The 14,713-nt window shown below is 71.0% G+C and carries 16 protein-coding genes; 11 read left to right on the top strand and 5 right to left on the bottom strand.

Annotation, left to right across the window (positions count from 1 at the left end):
• Positions 1-31: 31 nt before the first annotated feature.
• Positions 32-517: a DUF1772 domain-containing protein gene (locus V5E28_RS01010; RefSeq protein WP_336204004.1), complete on the bottom strand. Its 486-nt coding sequence runs from the start codon at positions 515-517 to the stop codon at positions 32-34.
• A gap of 94 nt (positions 518-611) precedes the next feature.
• On the opposite strand from V5E28_RS01010, the gene V5E28_RS01015 reads away from it, so the two are divergent.
• Positions 612-1,298 (top strand): TetR/AcrR family transcriptional regulator, encoded by a 687-nt coding sequence (locus V5E28_RS01015; RefSeq protein ID WP_336204005.1) that lies wholly within the window; start codon positions 612-614, stop codon positions 1,296-1,298.
• 35 nt (positions 1,299-1,333) lie between these two features.
• On the opposite strand, the gene V5E28_RS01020 is transcribed toward V5E28_RS01015, so the two are convergent.
• Genes V5E28_RS01020 through V5E28_RS01035 form a run of 4 tightly spaced genes read right to left on the bottom strand, consistent with a single transcriptional unit; the run spans position 1,334 to position 5,089 of the window.
• A complete protein-coding gene (locus V5E28_RS01020) occupies positions 1,334-2,773 on the bottom strand; it encodes a glycosyltransferase 87 family protein (RefSeq protein ID WP_336204007.1) in 1,440 nt (479 codons plus the stop codon).
• Complete coding sequence (locus V5E28_RS01025) at positions 2,770-3,765, bottom strand: NAD-dependent epimerase/dehydratase family protein (RefSeq protein WP_442945760.1); 996 nt, start codon at positions 3,763-3,765, stop codon at positions 2,770-2,772. The genes V5E28_RS01020 and V5E28_RS01025 overlap by 4 nt, the downstream gene beginning before the upstream one ends.
• A gap of 14 nt (positions 3,766-3,779) precedes the next feature.
• On the bottom strand, positions 3,780-4,427 hold the full coding sequence (locus V5E28_RS01030) for a TIGR04282 family arsenosugar biosynthesis glycosyltransferase (protein WP_336204010.1): 648 nt from the start codon (positions 4,425-4,427) through the stop codon (positions 3,780-3,782).
• Positions 4,424-5,089: a glycosyltransferase family 2 protein gene (locus tag V5E28_RS01035; RefSeq protein WP_336204011.1), complete on the bottom strand. Its 666-nt coding sequence runs from the start codon at positions 5,087-5,089 to the stop codon at positions 4,424-4,426. The genes V5E28_RS01030 and V5E28_RS01035 overlap by 4 nt, the downstream gene beginning before the upstream one ends.
• Positions 5,090-5,290: 201 nt before the next feature.
• Between V5E28_RS01035 and V5E28_RS01040 the strand changes: the two genes are divergently transcribed.
• From V5E28_RS01040 to V5E28_RS01085, 10 genes are all read left to right on the top strand, one after another.
• The gene (locus tag V5E28_RS01040; RefSeq protein WP_336204013.1) at positions 5,291-5,902 is read left to right on the top strand and encodes a class I SAM-dependent methyltransferase; all 612 of its coding nucleotides are present in this window, start codon (positions 5,291-5,293) and stop codon (positions 5,900-5,902) included.
• A gap of 68 nt (positions 5,903-5,970) precedes the next feature.
• Positions 5,971-6,399, top strand: coding sequence for a glutaredoxin domain-containing protein (locus tag V5E28_RS01045; protein WP_336204014.1), 429 nt, complete (start codon positions 5,971-5,973; stop codon positions 6,397-6,399).
• A gap of 201 nt (positions 6,400-6,600) precedes the next feature.
• Positions 6,601-8,019: a hypothetical protein gene (locus tag V5E28_RS01050; RefSeq protein WP_336204015.1), complete on the top strand. Its 1,419-nt coding sequence runs from the start codon at positions 6,601-6,603 to the stop codon at positions 8,017-8,019.
• A gap of 25 nt (positions 8,020-8,044) precedes the next feature.
• The gene (locus V5E28_RS01055) at positions 8,045-8,416 is read left to right on the top strand and encodes a hypothetical protein (RefSeq protein WP_336204017.1); all 372 of its coding nucleotides are present in this window, start codon (positions 8,045-8,047) and stop codon (positions 8,414-8,416) included.
• 427 nt (positions 8,417-8,843) lie between these two features.
• On the top strand, positions 8,844-10,544 hold the full coding sequence (locus V5E28_RS01060) for a hypothetical protein (protein ID WP_336204018.1): 1,701 nt from the start codon (positions 8,844-8,846) through the stop codon (positions 10,542-10,544).
• Between the two features lie 174 nt (positions 10,545-10,718).
• Positions 10,719-11,411, top strand: a complete 693-nt coding sequence (locus V5E28_RS01065; protein ID WP_336204020.1) for an IclR family transcriptional regulator — start codon at positions 10,719-10,721, stop codon at positions 11,409-11,411.
• Positions 11,408-12,040, top strand: coding sequence for a hypothetical protein (locus V5E28_RS01070; protein ID WP_336204021.1), 633 nt, complete (start codon positions 11,408-11,410; stop codon positions 12,038-12,040). Before V5E28_RS01065 ends, V5E28_RS01070 begins: the two co-directional genes overlap by 4 nt.
• The gene (locus tag V5E28_RS01075; RefSeq protein WP_336204904.1) at positions 12,040-13,026 is read left to right on the top strand and encodes a dipeptidase; all 987 of its coding nucleotides are present in this window, start codon (positions 12,040-12,042) and stop codon (positions 13,024-13,026) included. Before V5E28_RS01070 ends, V5E28_RS01075 begins: the two co-directional genes overlap by 1 nt.
• 3 nt (positions 13,027-13,029) lie before the next feature.
• Positions 13,030-13,848 (top strand): ABC transporter ATP-binding protein, encoded by an 819-nt coding sequence (locus V5E28_RS01080; RefSeq protein WP_336204022.1) that lies wholly within the window; start codon positions 13,030-13,032, stop codon positions 13,846-13,848.
• Complete coding sequence (locus tag V5E28_RS01085; protein ID WP_336204023.1) at positions 13,845-14,690, top strand: ABC transporter permease; 846 nt, start codon at positions 13,845-13,847, stop codon at positions 14,688-14,690. Before V5E28_RS01080 ends, V5E28_RS01085 begins: the two co-directional genes overlap by 4 nt.
• The last annotated feature ends 23 nt before the right edge of the window (positions 14,691-14,713 follow it).

Raw genomic sequence — 14,713 nt, forward strand, 5'->3', positions numbered from 1 at the left:
CGAGGGCATCCGCGACCGGCGCCCTTTCGTCTCAGCGCGTCAGGAGCTCCTGGCTTCGGTCGGCGCCCTGGGCGACGATCAGGCACGCGAACGCCGCCAGGGCGAGCGCGGTCCGGACGAGGTGCAGGTTGAACCACTGCTGCCGGATCTCCTGCCAGCCGGCGGGCAGCCGGTCGGGATCCCAGGTGTTCGCGGTCCGGTTGAGAGGCTCCATGCCCGCCAGGGTGAGGACGACCGTGAGGATGACCAGGATCAGGGCTGCCACGGTCAAGCCGAAGACGAGCCATCCGCGGCTCCACGACAGGACCGCCACGACGAGCAGCACGGCGATGCCGGTCAACAGCATGGGCGGCATGCCACGGCCGTAGTCGACGTTGAGCGCCTGCCAGTACCTGACGTACGCGGATCCCGGGAGCCGGCTTACGGACGGGGCGATCACGACGAAGACGACGCCGCCGGCGTACACGCCGACCAGCAACAGCGCGACCGTTCTGGACACGGTGAGGGTCAGAGACACCAGGCGCCTTTCCCTGACAGGCTACATTTGATTGGATCCACACAGTTTCATTAGAGACATCTCTAGTCAATGTCTTCTGGGAGCATGGTTCCCGATGACCGAGCAGAGGAAGCGACGTCCTTACTCCAGCGGCCTGCGCCAGGAGCACGCCCAGACCACGCGACTGAAGATCGCGACAGCGGCCCGGGAGTTGATGGTCGGCAAGGGGTACGCCGACACCACCATGGCCGAAGTCGCGCGCGAGGCCGGCGTGGCCGTCCAGACGCTGTATACGTCCTGCCCCGGCGGCAAACCCGCGCTGGCGAAGCTCGTCTACGACATCACGCTGGCCGGGGACGCGCGGGCCGTGCGACAGAGCGACCGGCCCGAGGTCCAGGCGATCATCGCCGAACGGGACCCGGTACGCGCTTTGGCCGGGTTCGCCGCAATGGCCACCGCGATCCTCCGACGCATCAAGCCCGTGCACCGCGTCCTGCGCGCGGCGGCCTCCGCGTCCCCGGCCGACGCCGGGCTGCAGGACGTGCTGGCCGGCATCGAGCAGGAAAGACTCGCGGGGAGCCGCGGACCGGCCGAGCATCTCCATGCCCTCGGAGCGCTGCGCCCGGGTCTCCCCCCGGCCAGAGCCGCCGAGCAGATCTACGTCCTCACCTCGACCGAGAACTTCGAGAAGCTGACCGAGGTGTGCGAGTGGAGTGAGGCCGAGTACGAGGAGTGGCTTGCCGCCATGCTCGCGGCGGCTCTCCTCGGGTGCCCCGGCGGTGAGGAGACGCGCGGAAACTGATCCGGAAGGCACGCGACAGCGGTGGGCACCACTCCCTACCTCGGACGATGGCTGTCGATCAGCTTGGTGCCCTTCGCGGTCCCGGAAGCGGTGTACACGCTGCGGGTGCGGAACGCGCCGCGCGCGACGAGCCCGCCTGACACGGCAAGCGCGGCGAGGGCGTAGGCGATGGTCCCGGAGTCGGCGCCGGCGCCGAGGTATGCCACGCCGCTCGCCAGCGGGACGCCGAGCCACTCCCACCGGCCGTCGAGGGCTACCAGCGCGACGACCAGCACGGCGTACCAGGAGTATCCGGGCGTGAACACGAGGAACGCGACCCCGGTCACCTCCAGGGCGCCGCGCCACGGCCGGTCCGGGTCGCCACGGCGGAGCACGTGGAGAAGCGCGAGCCCGAGGATGAGGAGGGCAGCGGGGAACGCCCACGAGTCGGGAATGAACAGCCGCAGCAGCGCGTAACGGTCCCCGGCGCCGGCGTCGTCGTAGCCCTCCTCGTTCAGATACCCGAAGAAGTAGCCGAGGACCGAGCCGCGCGAGGCGACCACGTACGGGAGGTAGGCGAGCACCACCACGAGGGCGGCGGGACCGAGGACCGCCAGGGCGTCGAGCAGCCGTCGCGCCGGCGTCTTCCCGCCTGCGGCCAGGATCCCCGAGAGCGCCCCGGGGACGGTGACGGCGGGCAGCAGCTTGACCGCCGTCGCCGCCCCGAGCAGCGTGCCGCCGACGATCCGGTGCCTGTTCGTGACGGTCAGGGCTATGACCGCGAGCAGGACGCCGAGCGCGTCGACGTGCGCGTTGTTCACCAGTTCGAGCGGGACGGCTGGACACCACGCGTAACAGGCGGTGTAGGCCGGGGCCAGGTCCCGGGTCCCGGCCCGGCGGCTGAGCGCGATCAGCAGAGCGGCCGACGTCGCCAACGCCAGCAGCGCCCCGCCGAGCTGCAGCGGCTTGTGCCGTGCCCCCTCGGGCGAGAGCACGTGCACGAGGAGGAAGTACGCCTCGGCCAGGGGCGGATAGATCGTGTGCACGCCGGGGCGGTTGATCCGCGTGCACGATGGGACGCGGTCGCCGGAGGGGATCGGATAGCGACCGGGCCCCCGGCAGCCGTCCTCGCGGGGGAAGAGCCAGCTGTCACGCAGCGGCGCCAGCGCGGCCGCGTCCGGGGCGTGGTCGTAGGGCGACAAGCCCGCGGCGTGGACCCGTCCGTCCCAGGCGTAGCGGTAGGAGTCGGTGCTGGTGGCGGGCGGCGCGAGGAGGCCCGTGCCGGTCACCGCGATCCCGCCGGCGATCACCAGGCACATCGCCCGGCGTCGCGGCAGCCCGCGCACGGCCCACGCCGCCGCGCCGAAGAACACCCACGCCAGCGCGTACGGCCACAACAGGCCAGCTGTGGGCACGCCGTCCCGGCCGAGGGCCAGCGCGAGGGTGCAGACCAGGGCGCCCAGCAGGACGGCCGTTCCCACCGCGCGGCCCGTCACGCCGGGCACGCCAGTGGTGCGGTGGCGAACTCCCTCATCCCCTCGTCGAAGCCGATCTGGGCGCGGAAGCCGAGCTCCGCCTCGGCCCTGTGCGGTGCCGCCACGATGTGGCGGACGTCGCCCAGCCGGTACTCCCCCGTGACGACCGGCTCGGGGCCGCCATGCCGCGCGGCCAGTGCCACGGCCATGTCGCCGACGCTGTGCGGTTGTCCGCTGGCGATGTTGTAGGCCGCGAGCGCGCCCGGCCGGCCGCCGGCGAGGGCCGCGACGTTCGCGCCGGCCACATCGCGCACGTGCACGAAATCCCGCAGCTGCCCGCCGTCCTCGAACACCCGGGGGGCGCGCCCGGCCTCCAGCGCGGACCGGAAGATCGCCGCGACCCCGGAGTACGGCGTGTCCCTGGGCATCCTGGGCCCGTACACGTTGTGGTAGCGCAAGGCGACGGCCGTGCCGCCGGTCTCGCGCGCCCAGTTGGCGGCCAGATGCTCCTGCGCCAGCTTGCTGGTGGCGTAGGCGTTGCGCGGATCCGCCGGCGCGTCCTCGTCGATGGTGGCGAAGGCCAGCTCGGAGTCGCACCGGGGGCATCGGGGTTCGAAGAGCCCGCGTGCCAGGGCGGCGGCGGAGCGGGGTGCGGGCCGCACCCGGCCGTGCCGCGGACAGTCGTAGGCGCCCTCGCCGTAGACGACCATGGAGGAGGCAAGCACCAGCCGTCCGATCTCGTGCCGCGCCATCGCGGCGAGCAGCACAGCCGTGCCGTACACGTTGACCGAGGCGTAGTCCGGCAGGTCCGCCACGTTCACGCCGAGCCCGACCTTGGCCGCTTGGTGCACCACGACGCCGGCACCCGCCAGCGACCGATCGAGCGCCGCGGGGTCGCGTACATCGTCGCCGGTCCTGAGGTCGAGCCGGACCACCTCGTGTCCGGCCGACTCCAGAGCCTGCGTCACGTGGCTCCCGATGAACCCGGCAGCGCCGGTGACCAGCACCTTCATCTCGTGCGGAGGATTCATCGCAGTACCGCCGTTCCGGCGAGCGCGGCGGCGAAGCGGGAGCGCGGAGCCAGCGCCGCCACCTCGACGGCGTCCGCCATGGTGTCCACATCGGTCAGGTGAGGCATGCGGGCCACGCTCAGCCCGGCCTCTCTCAGCCTGTTCAGCTGGATCTCTCCCGTGGTCGGCTCGGACATCGGCACGCCGAGCAGCAGGCCGGGGTCGGGGTCGCGCAGTCCGAGCAGCCAGAAGCCGCCGTCCGTCGCGGGGCCGAACACCGCGTCGTGGGTGCCGAGACTCTTCACGGCGTCCGCCAGCAGGCCGGCGGAGACCTGCGGGGTGTCCATGCCGATGAGCACGATCGGGGCGGGCGAGATCCGGTGGGCGTCGTCGAAGGCGGCGGCGAGCCGTTCGTCCAGGCCGCCGCCACGCTGCGGAAGGACGGTGAAGCCAGGGGGAAGCCACGGCCCCGGAATCCCGTCGAGAGCGATGACGCGGTGTGCCGCCGGGACCCGCGCGACCGTCCGCAGCGTGTCCTCCAGCGCGGCGCCGGCCAGCGCGGCGGCCTCGTGCGGAGTGCAGGGCGGCGTCAGGCGGGTCTTCACCTTCCCCGGCACGGGCTCCTTGGCGATCACCAGGATGTGCGCGCCGGGGTCAGGGCTCACCTGGTGCCGCTCTCGTCGGCCATGACCCGGCGCATGTCGCTGATCGCCCGTAGCGTGCCGCGCGCCGTGCCGGTCACCTTCGACCGCCCCGCGCGGGCCAGGTAGTCCACCTCGACCTCGGCGATCCGCCAGCCCGCCGCACCGGCGCGCAGCACCATCTCCAGGGGATAGCCGAAGCGGCGGTCCGCCAGCCCCAGCCTCAGCAGCCCGGCACGCAGGCACGCCCGCATCGGTCCGAGGTCATGCAGGTCGGCGCCGGTGCGGCGGCGCAGCTTCCGGGCCAGTACGGCGTTGCCGAGCCGGGCGTGCACCGGCCAGGACGCGCCCGGCCGGAGGATCCTGCGACCAAGGACCAGATCGGCCTCACCCGCCAGGACCTGCCCGGCGACCCGCGGCAACTGCCCGGGATCGAGTGACGCGTCGGCGTCCATGAAGCACACCACGTCCGCTGTCGCGGCCATCAGCCCCGCATGGCACGCGGCGCCGAATCCGGGCCGGGGCTCCGCCACCACCCTGGCGCCGAGTCCGGCCGCGACCTCGGCGGATCCGTCGGTCGAGCCGTTGTCGACCACGATGGGGCGGAATCCGGGCGGCATCCGCCCGAGCACCCAGGGCAGAGCCGCCTCCTCATTCAGGCAGGGCAGCACCACGTCGATCTCCATGGGCCGACGCTAACCCGGCATCGGCGCCCCTTCTCTTACGAAAGGATGACGGCATTCCGAGAAATGACCAGTTCGGGTCCGCGGAGATACGGTACGTAATCTTATGTTAAGGATCTGCAACGGCCTGCCACGGTAACGTCGCAGCATGATCATCGGTAATGGCCCGACCATTCCCAACTCCTTCAGCAATGGAAGAGCCGCATGATCGGCGCGTTCTACGAGAATTCTCTGAAAGGGGAAAGCGTAGACATCGAATATGCCGATGGCCGAGCCCGGCCGCTCTCCGCGGAACGCTGGCTCCGGCACATCGAGGGCGACGAGCACATCCTGCCCCGGTGCGGCGGGCCCACCCTCGACGTCGGTTCGGGCCCCGGAAGGCTGACCGTGGCGCTCACCCGGACGGGGGTCCCCGTCCTGGGCATCGACATCAGCCCCCTGGCCGTCGAGCTGACCCGCCGCGCGGGCGGCCTCGCGCTGCGCAGATGCGTCTTCGAACCCCTTCCGGGAACCGGGCGGTGGGCCGAGGCGCTCCTGGCCGACGGCAACATCGGCATCGGCGGCGACCCCGGGGCCCTCCTTCGCCGCCTGCGCAAGCTGCTCAGGCCGGGCGGAACGGTGATCGCCGAGCTCTCCCCGCCGGGATCACCGAGCGAGGTGCACACCGTACGGCTTCGCCATGCCGGGCACGCGAGCGGCTGGTTCACCTGGGCGACGGTCTCGATCGACGACATCGACCTCCTCGCCGCCCGGTCCGGATTCCCCGTGGCCGAGCGCTGGAAAGCGGCGGGACGATGGTTCGTGTCCCTCACATGACCCTGCGCCCGCCCTCGGGCCTCACCCGGGCGGCCGCCGGGCCAGCGCCATCGGTAGCCTGTGCCCTCATGACCCGCGCCTTCTTGTTGCCGATATCGCTCCTGCTGGTCGGATTGTTCGGTGCGGGCGCGCAGATCGCCGCGGGGTCCCCGGGCTCCGCCGCCGTATACCTGCTGGTGTTGGTGCCGCTCGCCGGACTGTTCTCGCCGCTGGCGTTCCCGAGGTCGATCGGTGCGGCGGAGGCACAACGCCGCAGCGCGGCCGACGGCCGGCCGATCGTCTACTGGCGGGCGGGCTGCACGTACTGCCTGCGGCTGCGGATCAGGTTGGGCCGCGAGGCCCGCCGGCTGCACTGGGTCGACATCTGGCGCGACCCGGCGGGCGCGGCGGCGGTGCGGGCCGTCACCGGTGGCGACGAGACCGTGCCGACGGTGGTGGTGGCGGGCCGGGCGCACGTCAACCCCGACCCGCGATGGGTGCGCGGACAGCTTCCCTAGGCCACGGAGAGCGGTCTCGTCGTAAGCGAGGCCTTGCCGGCAGTACGGCCGGCAGTACGGCCGGAAAGGCCTCGATCTCGTGTGCCTCGGCGACGCTGGACAGATCATCGATACATCCGGATCATGAGCGTACGTCCAGGAGTCGTTCGACAACGAGTTCAGCGGTTCACGCCACCGTCCCCCCGACGCGAGGATCCGAGAATGACCCGTTCAAGGGCTCTGCTGTCCGTGCTCGCCGTGGCCGCGTCCGTGCTGCTGGTCAGCGGAAACGCCCGGGCCGACACGGACGTGCCGTTACCGTCGGCGATCTTCCGCGCCACGCACAACAGCTATTCCGGCAACATCGACGGCGCCCGGAACTCCATCACCTACCAGCTCGACCACGGCGTTCGCTTCATCGAGCTCGACGTCCATGACAACGGGTACGCCACGGCGCACGACTACGCCATCGGCCACGACTCGCCCGGTGATCAGGTCGACCACTCCGGCAACCCCGCCTCGAACCTGCTGCGCGACTGGCTGAACGTGATCGACACGTGGTCCGAGCAGCATCCGGCCGCCGCCCCGCTCGTCGTCATGCTCGACCTCAAGGACGATTTGACCGACAACCCGTCGTTCGCCGCCGGCAACCTGGCCGCGCTCAACCAGGAGCTCGTTTCCGCCTTCGGGCCGCGGCTGCTGACGGCCGAGGACTACCCGGCGAGCCCGCCGTCGCTGGACACGCTGCGCGGCCGTGTACTGGCCCTGCTCTCCGGCAACGGCAAGAGCCGCGCGGAGTACAGACGCGACATCGGCCGCGACCCGGCGGTCGCGCTCAACGCGAACGGGCAGGTCGTGGAGGTGCACGACTCCGGCTCTGGCGTGCTCTGGTACTGGACCGGCAGGTACGCCGACGGTCGGGTGACCTGGCTCCGCCATGGGAGGTACGACACCGGCAGGACGCCCGCTGTCGCGCTGAACGACAACGGCGACGTGGTCGAGGTTCACCAGTCCCAGAACGCGACCACGCTCTGGTACCGCGTCGGGCGTCTCCACGCGGACGGCGAGATCAGCTGGTCCCCCAGCCGCCAGTACGACAACGGCGTCCTGCCGACGGTCGCGTTCACGAACGCGGCAGGCACCCAACTGCGCGAGATCCACCGCAGCCAGAGCAACAGCCAGAACTGGGCGTGGGACGGTCTGTTGAACACCGGCGCGTCGACGGTTTCGTGGAGCGGGAACGCGAAGACCTCCGACGCCCGCTTCGACAAGACCGCCTCGACCCGCGGCACGGCGAGCGTGCGCGTGTGGACCGGAGCCGACGGCCCGACACCGGCACAGACCCTGCGCGTTGACACCGACCGCTTCACCGGCGACCGCATCCGCTATCCGCAGATCGCCTTCGCCGAGTTCCAGAAGGGCGATGCCGCGGAGCTGCAGCAGGACGCCCTGTTCTACGCCGCACCGGCGACCGAGTCCGCCTTCATCACGTCAGCGCGGCGATCTGGGCGGCTGGTCCGCGGCTGGGGCTTCGACAGGGCGGACATGGCGACGACCCCGCTGGCCAACCACCCGGCGACCGATCACCCCTACGCCCCCTGGTACGAGAACCTGCTCACCCAGTCCGGCGCCGTCCAGTAGTGCCCTCCTGCCGGAAACCTCATCCGTGAGCGCAGACGTCCTCGGCACGGCCTGGCCGGCCTCCTGGCGCGGCGAGATCGACCGCGCCTTGAAGCCGTTAATGACCGGCTTCGAGAACACCTACGGCCATCCCCCCGGCGACAACCTGATCATCGAAGCCGGCGAAGGTTCGCCGCCCCGGCAGTCGCTGCCGCGCGCCCTCACGGTCTTCTACCGAGTGATCCATGAGGTCTCGCTTCCGGACATCGGAAACGGATACTTCATCCACGCCGCCGACCACGTCCACGATGAGCTCGAGCAGCTGGGTCCTGTCCGCCTCAACAGAACCGACCAGGGGCTCGTGTTCGCCAGTGAACCGTGGCGTTCGCGCTTCTCCAGCACGACGTACGCCTTTTGAGGTTCTTGGCGGCGTCGTCAAGAATTTTCAGGTCTTCGCCCAGATCCCACAGAACATGAACTCGCCGGAATTCCAGCATCACCTGGCGTCGGCTGACATTCTGCAGAAACAGTAAGGCAACGGGCACCGCGAAGAAGAAGGCGGTGATGCCGGTGGTGAGGTGTCCCGGATTCTTCCGCGAACTTCGGCGTCAGCTCACTGAGGATATCGGGGCGGCGAACTCACCCCGCCCACGGTGGACGCGCCCTGGACCACAGGACCCGCCACCGAGGATCGCCGGCTGAGCCCACTCCATCCGGCGTGCGGGGCTGATCACCCTGGTGGTCCGTGAGCAGGTGGCGGCCGTAGACCCCTTGCCGAACTCCCGGCCGGTCTCATAGTGTCATGATAAATCAAACACCGTCCTATATATCATGACAAGGAAGATATGAGCGACGTACCGCTGACGATCCGCCCCCGCGACCCCTCGTCGCTCATGCGTCCCGAACGGCTCGCCGCGCTCCAGCCGTCCCGCTTCAGCGCGAGCCGCTCGCTGCTGACGGCGATGCTCACCCAGGGGTGGTCGGTCACGCTCGACCGGCTCGACCTGGACGACCGGGGCGCCGGGACGGCGGTCTACCGGGTGCGGACCCACGCGGGCACGCTGTCCTTCGTCGCCTTCAGCTCCGAGCCGAGCCACATCGACCGGACGCCGCGCATCATCGGGCAGAGCTGGGACATGGTGGGCGCGCTGCTCGAAGGCGAGGCCGACGCGGACCGGATCGAGTGGACGCGCGCGCAACTGCCCAAGCTGTACGCGGGCCGGGCCGCTCCGGGGACCCTGGTGTGGTGCCGGTCCAACCGGAGCCTGCGCGCGTTCGGTCACGCGGTGGAGGCGCTGGCCGCGGGCCGCCAGCCGGATCTCGCGGCGCTGCGGGAGGTCGGCTACCTCATGCGCAACACGGGGCTGGACGCCAACGGCACCTTCGGCACCCGCACCTTCCTGTCGTACGGTGAGGACCACCCGCTCGCCGTGCCGTACCACGCGCAGATGCTCACCGCGTATCTCATGCGGGAGTTCGGCTTCGACCTCTGCGAGCATCTCGCGCGGGCGGCCGCGCCGGGGGCCGTGCCGCTGGATCCGGCGATCAAGCGGCACCTCGGGCTCGGCAACGGCTCCGCGCTCGGGCTGGTGCTGTTCATCGCCAACCATCCCCGCCTGGTCCACCGCTGGCTGAGCGTGCGCGAGGAGGGGCTGGCCCGCGCCCGCGCGCTCGTTCCCGTGGCGGGCGATCCGGCGTACGGCACGCTGGTCCGCCTGCTCGACCGCGCCGTCGTCTACCGCGAGCAGGACCCCATGCGTTACCGCGCCTTTCCCGACGGGCCGCGCCTGGCCGGGGAGCTGCGCACCGTACGGGAGCTCGCCCGCGAGCTGCGGGACGCCGGGACGGTGCGCGGCGAGAGGCCCGCGCTGCCGTTCGAGGCGCTTCGCGCGGCCGTCGCCGGCACGGTGACGGCGGAGACGGAGGAGATCCTGGACGCGTTGCTGATGGAGCTGCTTCCCCCGGAGACCGACGACCTGGCCAGGCGGCTGATCGTGGATGAGGCGCTGGTCGGCGAGCCGGGGATGACGGTGGGCGAGCTGTCGTCCGTGCTGCGCGGCGTCTACGGCTGGGCGCTGGACCTGCCGCTCACCGAGGAGGCGAGACGCAGGCGGGTCTGGTACAAGTCGCGGGCGGCGGAGGAGCCGCGCTCGGGGCCGCGTGAGCAGTTTCCCGGCGGGTTCGACCTGTCCTCCGACGTGCCGGGAGATGTGCGGCGGCTGGCCCGGCTGCTGTCGGGCTACGGATCCTCGACGCGGGTCGGGCGGGTCCTGTTCGACCACCCCGAGGAGCGTGCCGCCGTCGAGCGGCTCCAGGCGCTGCGCGGGCAGACCTACGCGCTGCCCCGGATGGACATGCTCGACCTCGGCTTCGTGCCCGTCCAGATCATCCGGCTGGCCAACGCGGCCTTCTACGGCCTCGACCGCACCAAGGACTTCCTGGACCGGACCCTGCGCGGGCTCATCTTCCAGGGAGCGCCGCCCCGGGACGAACTGTCCACCGCCGATCCCGGCGCCTGGTGGCACCCGGCCGAACCTGAAGTCTGAAAAGTCCCCCTAAATTGGGATTAAAGGATCGTAACCCCTTGTAACGGTCATCAACCTCCCCATAGTGTCAGTTTTATTCATACATCGTCCTTATATTCATGACGGGGTATTCCTTTGAGCGATCAAAGCGGACCACGCACCCAACCGCTGAGCACCGCGATCAAATGCCTGAAGATGCTGGAAGTCGTCGCCGAGGCGCCGCGCTCGGTGCGCGTGGCCGAACTGGCCAGGAACCTCGGCCTTTCCCGCGCCGCCGTCCACCAGCAGCTCGTGACCCTCGTGGCGGCAGGCTGGATGGAGCAGCTCGACGACGGCTCCTACCGGTTGACCCTGCGCCCGGCCCGCATCGGGCAGTCGGCCCTGCGTCAGGCGGGGCTGGGCGAGCGGGTGCTGCCGGTCATGGAGCGGCTGGTCGACGAGATCAGAGAGGCCGTGTCGCTGGCGATCCTCGAGCGCGGCACCGCGACGATAATCCAGCGACTCGAACCGGGCCGCCCGCTGCAGGTGGACCTGCGCGCCGAGGCCCAGATGCCGATCAGCCGCAGCGCTTCCGGGCAGGTCCTGCTCGCCTACGCGACCGAGCGCCAGCTCGCCGAGCTGCGCGAACTGGGCGCCGACCTGCCCCCCGAGGAGGAGCTCGCCGGAGTGCGCGAGCGTGGCTACGCCACCTCCGAGGGCCGCTGGCTGGAGGGCGTGCTGGGCATCGCGGCCCCCGTCTTCGACGTGCACGCCCAGTGCGTGGGCGCGCTCAGCATCGCCGGTCCGAGCAGCCGGTTCGACAGGGACAAGGGCATCCACGCGCTGCAGGACGCGGTCGCGGAGATCAATCAGGTGCTCTCCGGGCGGCCGAAGGAGGCGAGCTCATGACAGCCGTGCTCACGGTCAGCCTGCGCGAGACCAGGGTGCTCGCCGAGCGGATGCTCCTGCTGCTCGGCGTGCCGAAAGGCATGGTCCCGTCCGTCCGCGAAGTGATCGTGGAGGCGGAGGCGCTGGGCCTCGGCGGACTGGACTTCCTCGATTCCGGGCCTGCCCGCTCCTGGCTGCCGCCCTCCCTGCACGACCGGACGGTCGTCGAGGCGCACGGCATGCCGGCGCCGTACGTGACGCCCGCGCTGATCGACCTCGGCGTGGCGTTGCTGCACGAGCACGGCACGGCGAAGCTGACGCTGCACGGGGTGAGCGCGCCGCACCTGCTGGCGGTGCTGCCCCACGCGGCGCGGCCGTACGGCGCGGCGATCGAGGTCGGTGGCGACGACCGCACCCCGGTCATCACGGTGACGCACGGGCCGGTGGCCGACGGCCTTCCCGAGCACCTGGCGCGCGCCGTACACGAGGGGCTGACGGTCGAGGCGGCGCTGTGGTGGCGCCTCTACCACCGCTCCAACGACGCGCTCACCGAGGACACGCCGATCTCGCGCAGTCACGCGGGGGCGACCCTCGATACGGCAGGCGCCGAACCCGACGCCGACATCGACTATATGGCGGTGAATCCGTGATGTTCATAGACGGCCTGGAGTGCAGCAACTTCGACAGGGAGATCTTCCAGGAGCTACGTGCGGGCGGGCTCGGCTGCGTCACCGTCACGTGCGGCTTCTGGGAGGACGGCCTGGAATCGATGGACGCGCTGGTCGCCTGGCGCGCCCTCGTACGGGCCAACGACGACCTCGTCCGGGTCGCCACGACCGCGGCCGAGATCGAGGCGATCCACGCCGGCGGCCGCACCGCGCTGCTGCTGGGATTCCAGAACAGCTCGTTCCTGGCCGGCCGGATCGGCTACGTGGAGCTGTTCGCCGACCTCGGCGTGCGCGTCGCCCAGCTCACCTACAACATCCAGAACGACGTGGGCGCGAGCTGCTACGACCTGGAGGACGCCGGGCTCACCCGGTACGGCCGGGAGGTCGTCGGCGAGATGAACCGGGTGGGCATGGTCATCGACCTGTCCCACGTCGGGGAACGTACCAGCATCGAGGCGGTCGAGCACTCGGCGGCGCCGGTCGCGATCACCCACGCCAACCCGGCCTCGCTGGTCCCCCACGCCCGCAACAAGTCCGACGCGCTGCTCAAGGCGCTGGCCGCGCGCGGCGGCGTGCTCGGGGTCTCCGGCTACCGCAACATCAGCGGGGAGTACGCGGCGAGCGCCGACGCGTGGGCGGAGATGGTGGCCCGCACGGTCGATCTGATCGGCCTCGACCACGTCGGGATCGGCAGCGATCTCGGCAGGAAGGTCGTGGACGCCGACCTGCGGTGGATGCGCCAGGGCCGGTGGACCCGGACGACGCAGTACGGCGCGGGCTCGGCCGCCAATCCCGGCAAACAGCCGCCGCTGGAGTGGTTCCCCGACACCACAGCGTTCCCCGGCCTCGCCGAGGCCCTCACGCGGCGCGGTTTCGATCCCACGGAAGTGGCGGCCGTCATGGGCGGCAACTGGCTCCGGTTCTACCGCCAGGTGCTGCCCGCCCATCCCCCGACCAGCGAGGAGTGACAGATGGCGATCGCGACCGGGCAGCCGACCGGCCGGGACGCGGCACCGCGCCCGGCGGCCATCGGCATCCGCGACGTGTCCAAGGCGTTCACCCGCCGCGGCAGCACCGTACAGGCACTGGAGAGCGCCGACCTCGACATCGCGCCCGGGGAGTTCGTCTCCCTGATCGGCCCGAGCGGGTGCGGCAAGTCGACCCTGCTGAAACTCGTCGCGGGCCTGCTCGAGCCCACCACGGGCACCGTCAGCGTGGACGGCACGCCGGTCACCGAGCCGCTGCCGCAGGTCGGCGTGGCGTTCCAGAAGCCGACGCTGCTGCGCTGGCGCACGGTGCTCGACAACGTGTGCCTGCCCCTCGTCATCGACGGCGACCGCCGGCCGGAGAGCAAGCAGTACGCCAGGGAGCTGCTGCGGATGATGGGGCTGGCCGGATTCGAGAAGCACTATCCGCGCGAGCTTTCCGGCGGCATGGAGCAGCGGGTGTCCATCGCCCGTTCGCTGGTCAACCGGCCCTCGCTGCTGCTGATGGACGAGCCGTTCGGAGCGCTGGACGAGTTCACCCGCGAGGACCTCAACGACGAGTTGCTGAACATGTGGCAGCGCGAGCCCAAGACCGTCGTGTTCGTCACCCACAGCATCTCCGAGGCGGTGTTCCTCTCCGACCGGATCGTGGTCATGAGCGCCAGGCCCGGCAGGGTGCACGCGACCGTCCCCGTGCCGCTCCCCCGGCCACGCGGGCGTGAGCTACGCGACGACCCGGAGTTCTACGAGGCGATCAGGCACGTGCGAGCCGTTCTGGACGAGGCGAAGGGAGGCGGGCGATGACGACCCAGACGACGCCCGGGAAGCGGGATGCGGACCTGTCCTCCCTCGGCGCGCTCGACCAGGGCGGCGGCGCGCTGCGGCGGCGACCGGACGGCGCGGGGCTGAAGTCGGCCGCGCTGGCCGTCCTGATCTTCGTCGCGCTCCTCGCGGGCTGGCAGCTTACGGCGACCTCCGGGCTCGTCTCGCCGCTCATCCTCGTGCCGCCGGGCGAGGTCGTGCGGGTCCTGTTCGGTCTCATCGCGGACGGCTCGCTGTGGCCGAACCTGGCGGCGACCGTTCAGGAGACGCTGCTCGGTTTCGCCCTCGCCGTGGTCGCGGCCGTGCTGATCGGCTCGGTCTTCGCCTTCTCGCCGATCCTGCGCAACGCCGTCTACCCCTTCATCCTCGCCTCGCAGACCTTCCCGAAGGTCGCCATCGCCCCGCTCATCGTCGCGGCCATGGGCTACGGACTGGCCCCCAAGGTGACGCTGGCGGCGCTGCTCGCCTTCTTCCCCGTGCTGACCAACACGATCGCGGGGCTGACCGAGGTCAGCGACGACGAGGTCCACCTGTTTCGCGCGCTGCGGGCCAGCCGCTGGCAGGAGCTCTACTACCTGCGCATCCCCAACTCCCTGGCCTTCATCTTCCCCGCTCTGAACAGCGCGGCGGTGCTCGCGCTCATCGGCGCGATCGTCGGCGAGTTCGTCGCCGCGCGGGAAGGCGTGGGCTACGCCATCGCGCAGTACACCGTGACCGGAGAGGTCGCGGCCACCTACGCGATGCTCATCGCTCTGTCCGTCTTCGGACTGTTGATCTACGGAGTGCTGTCCCTCGCCGAACGCCTGGTCCGCCGGGCGCGATAACCCCCCCGAACAGCACATTGGAG

This window comes from Nonomuraea sp. LPB2021202275-12-8 (assembly GCF_037044575.1).
Lineage (GTDB): Bacteria > Actinomycetota > Actinomycetes > Streptosporangiales > Streptosporangiaceae > Nonomuraea.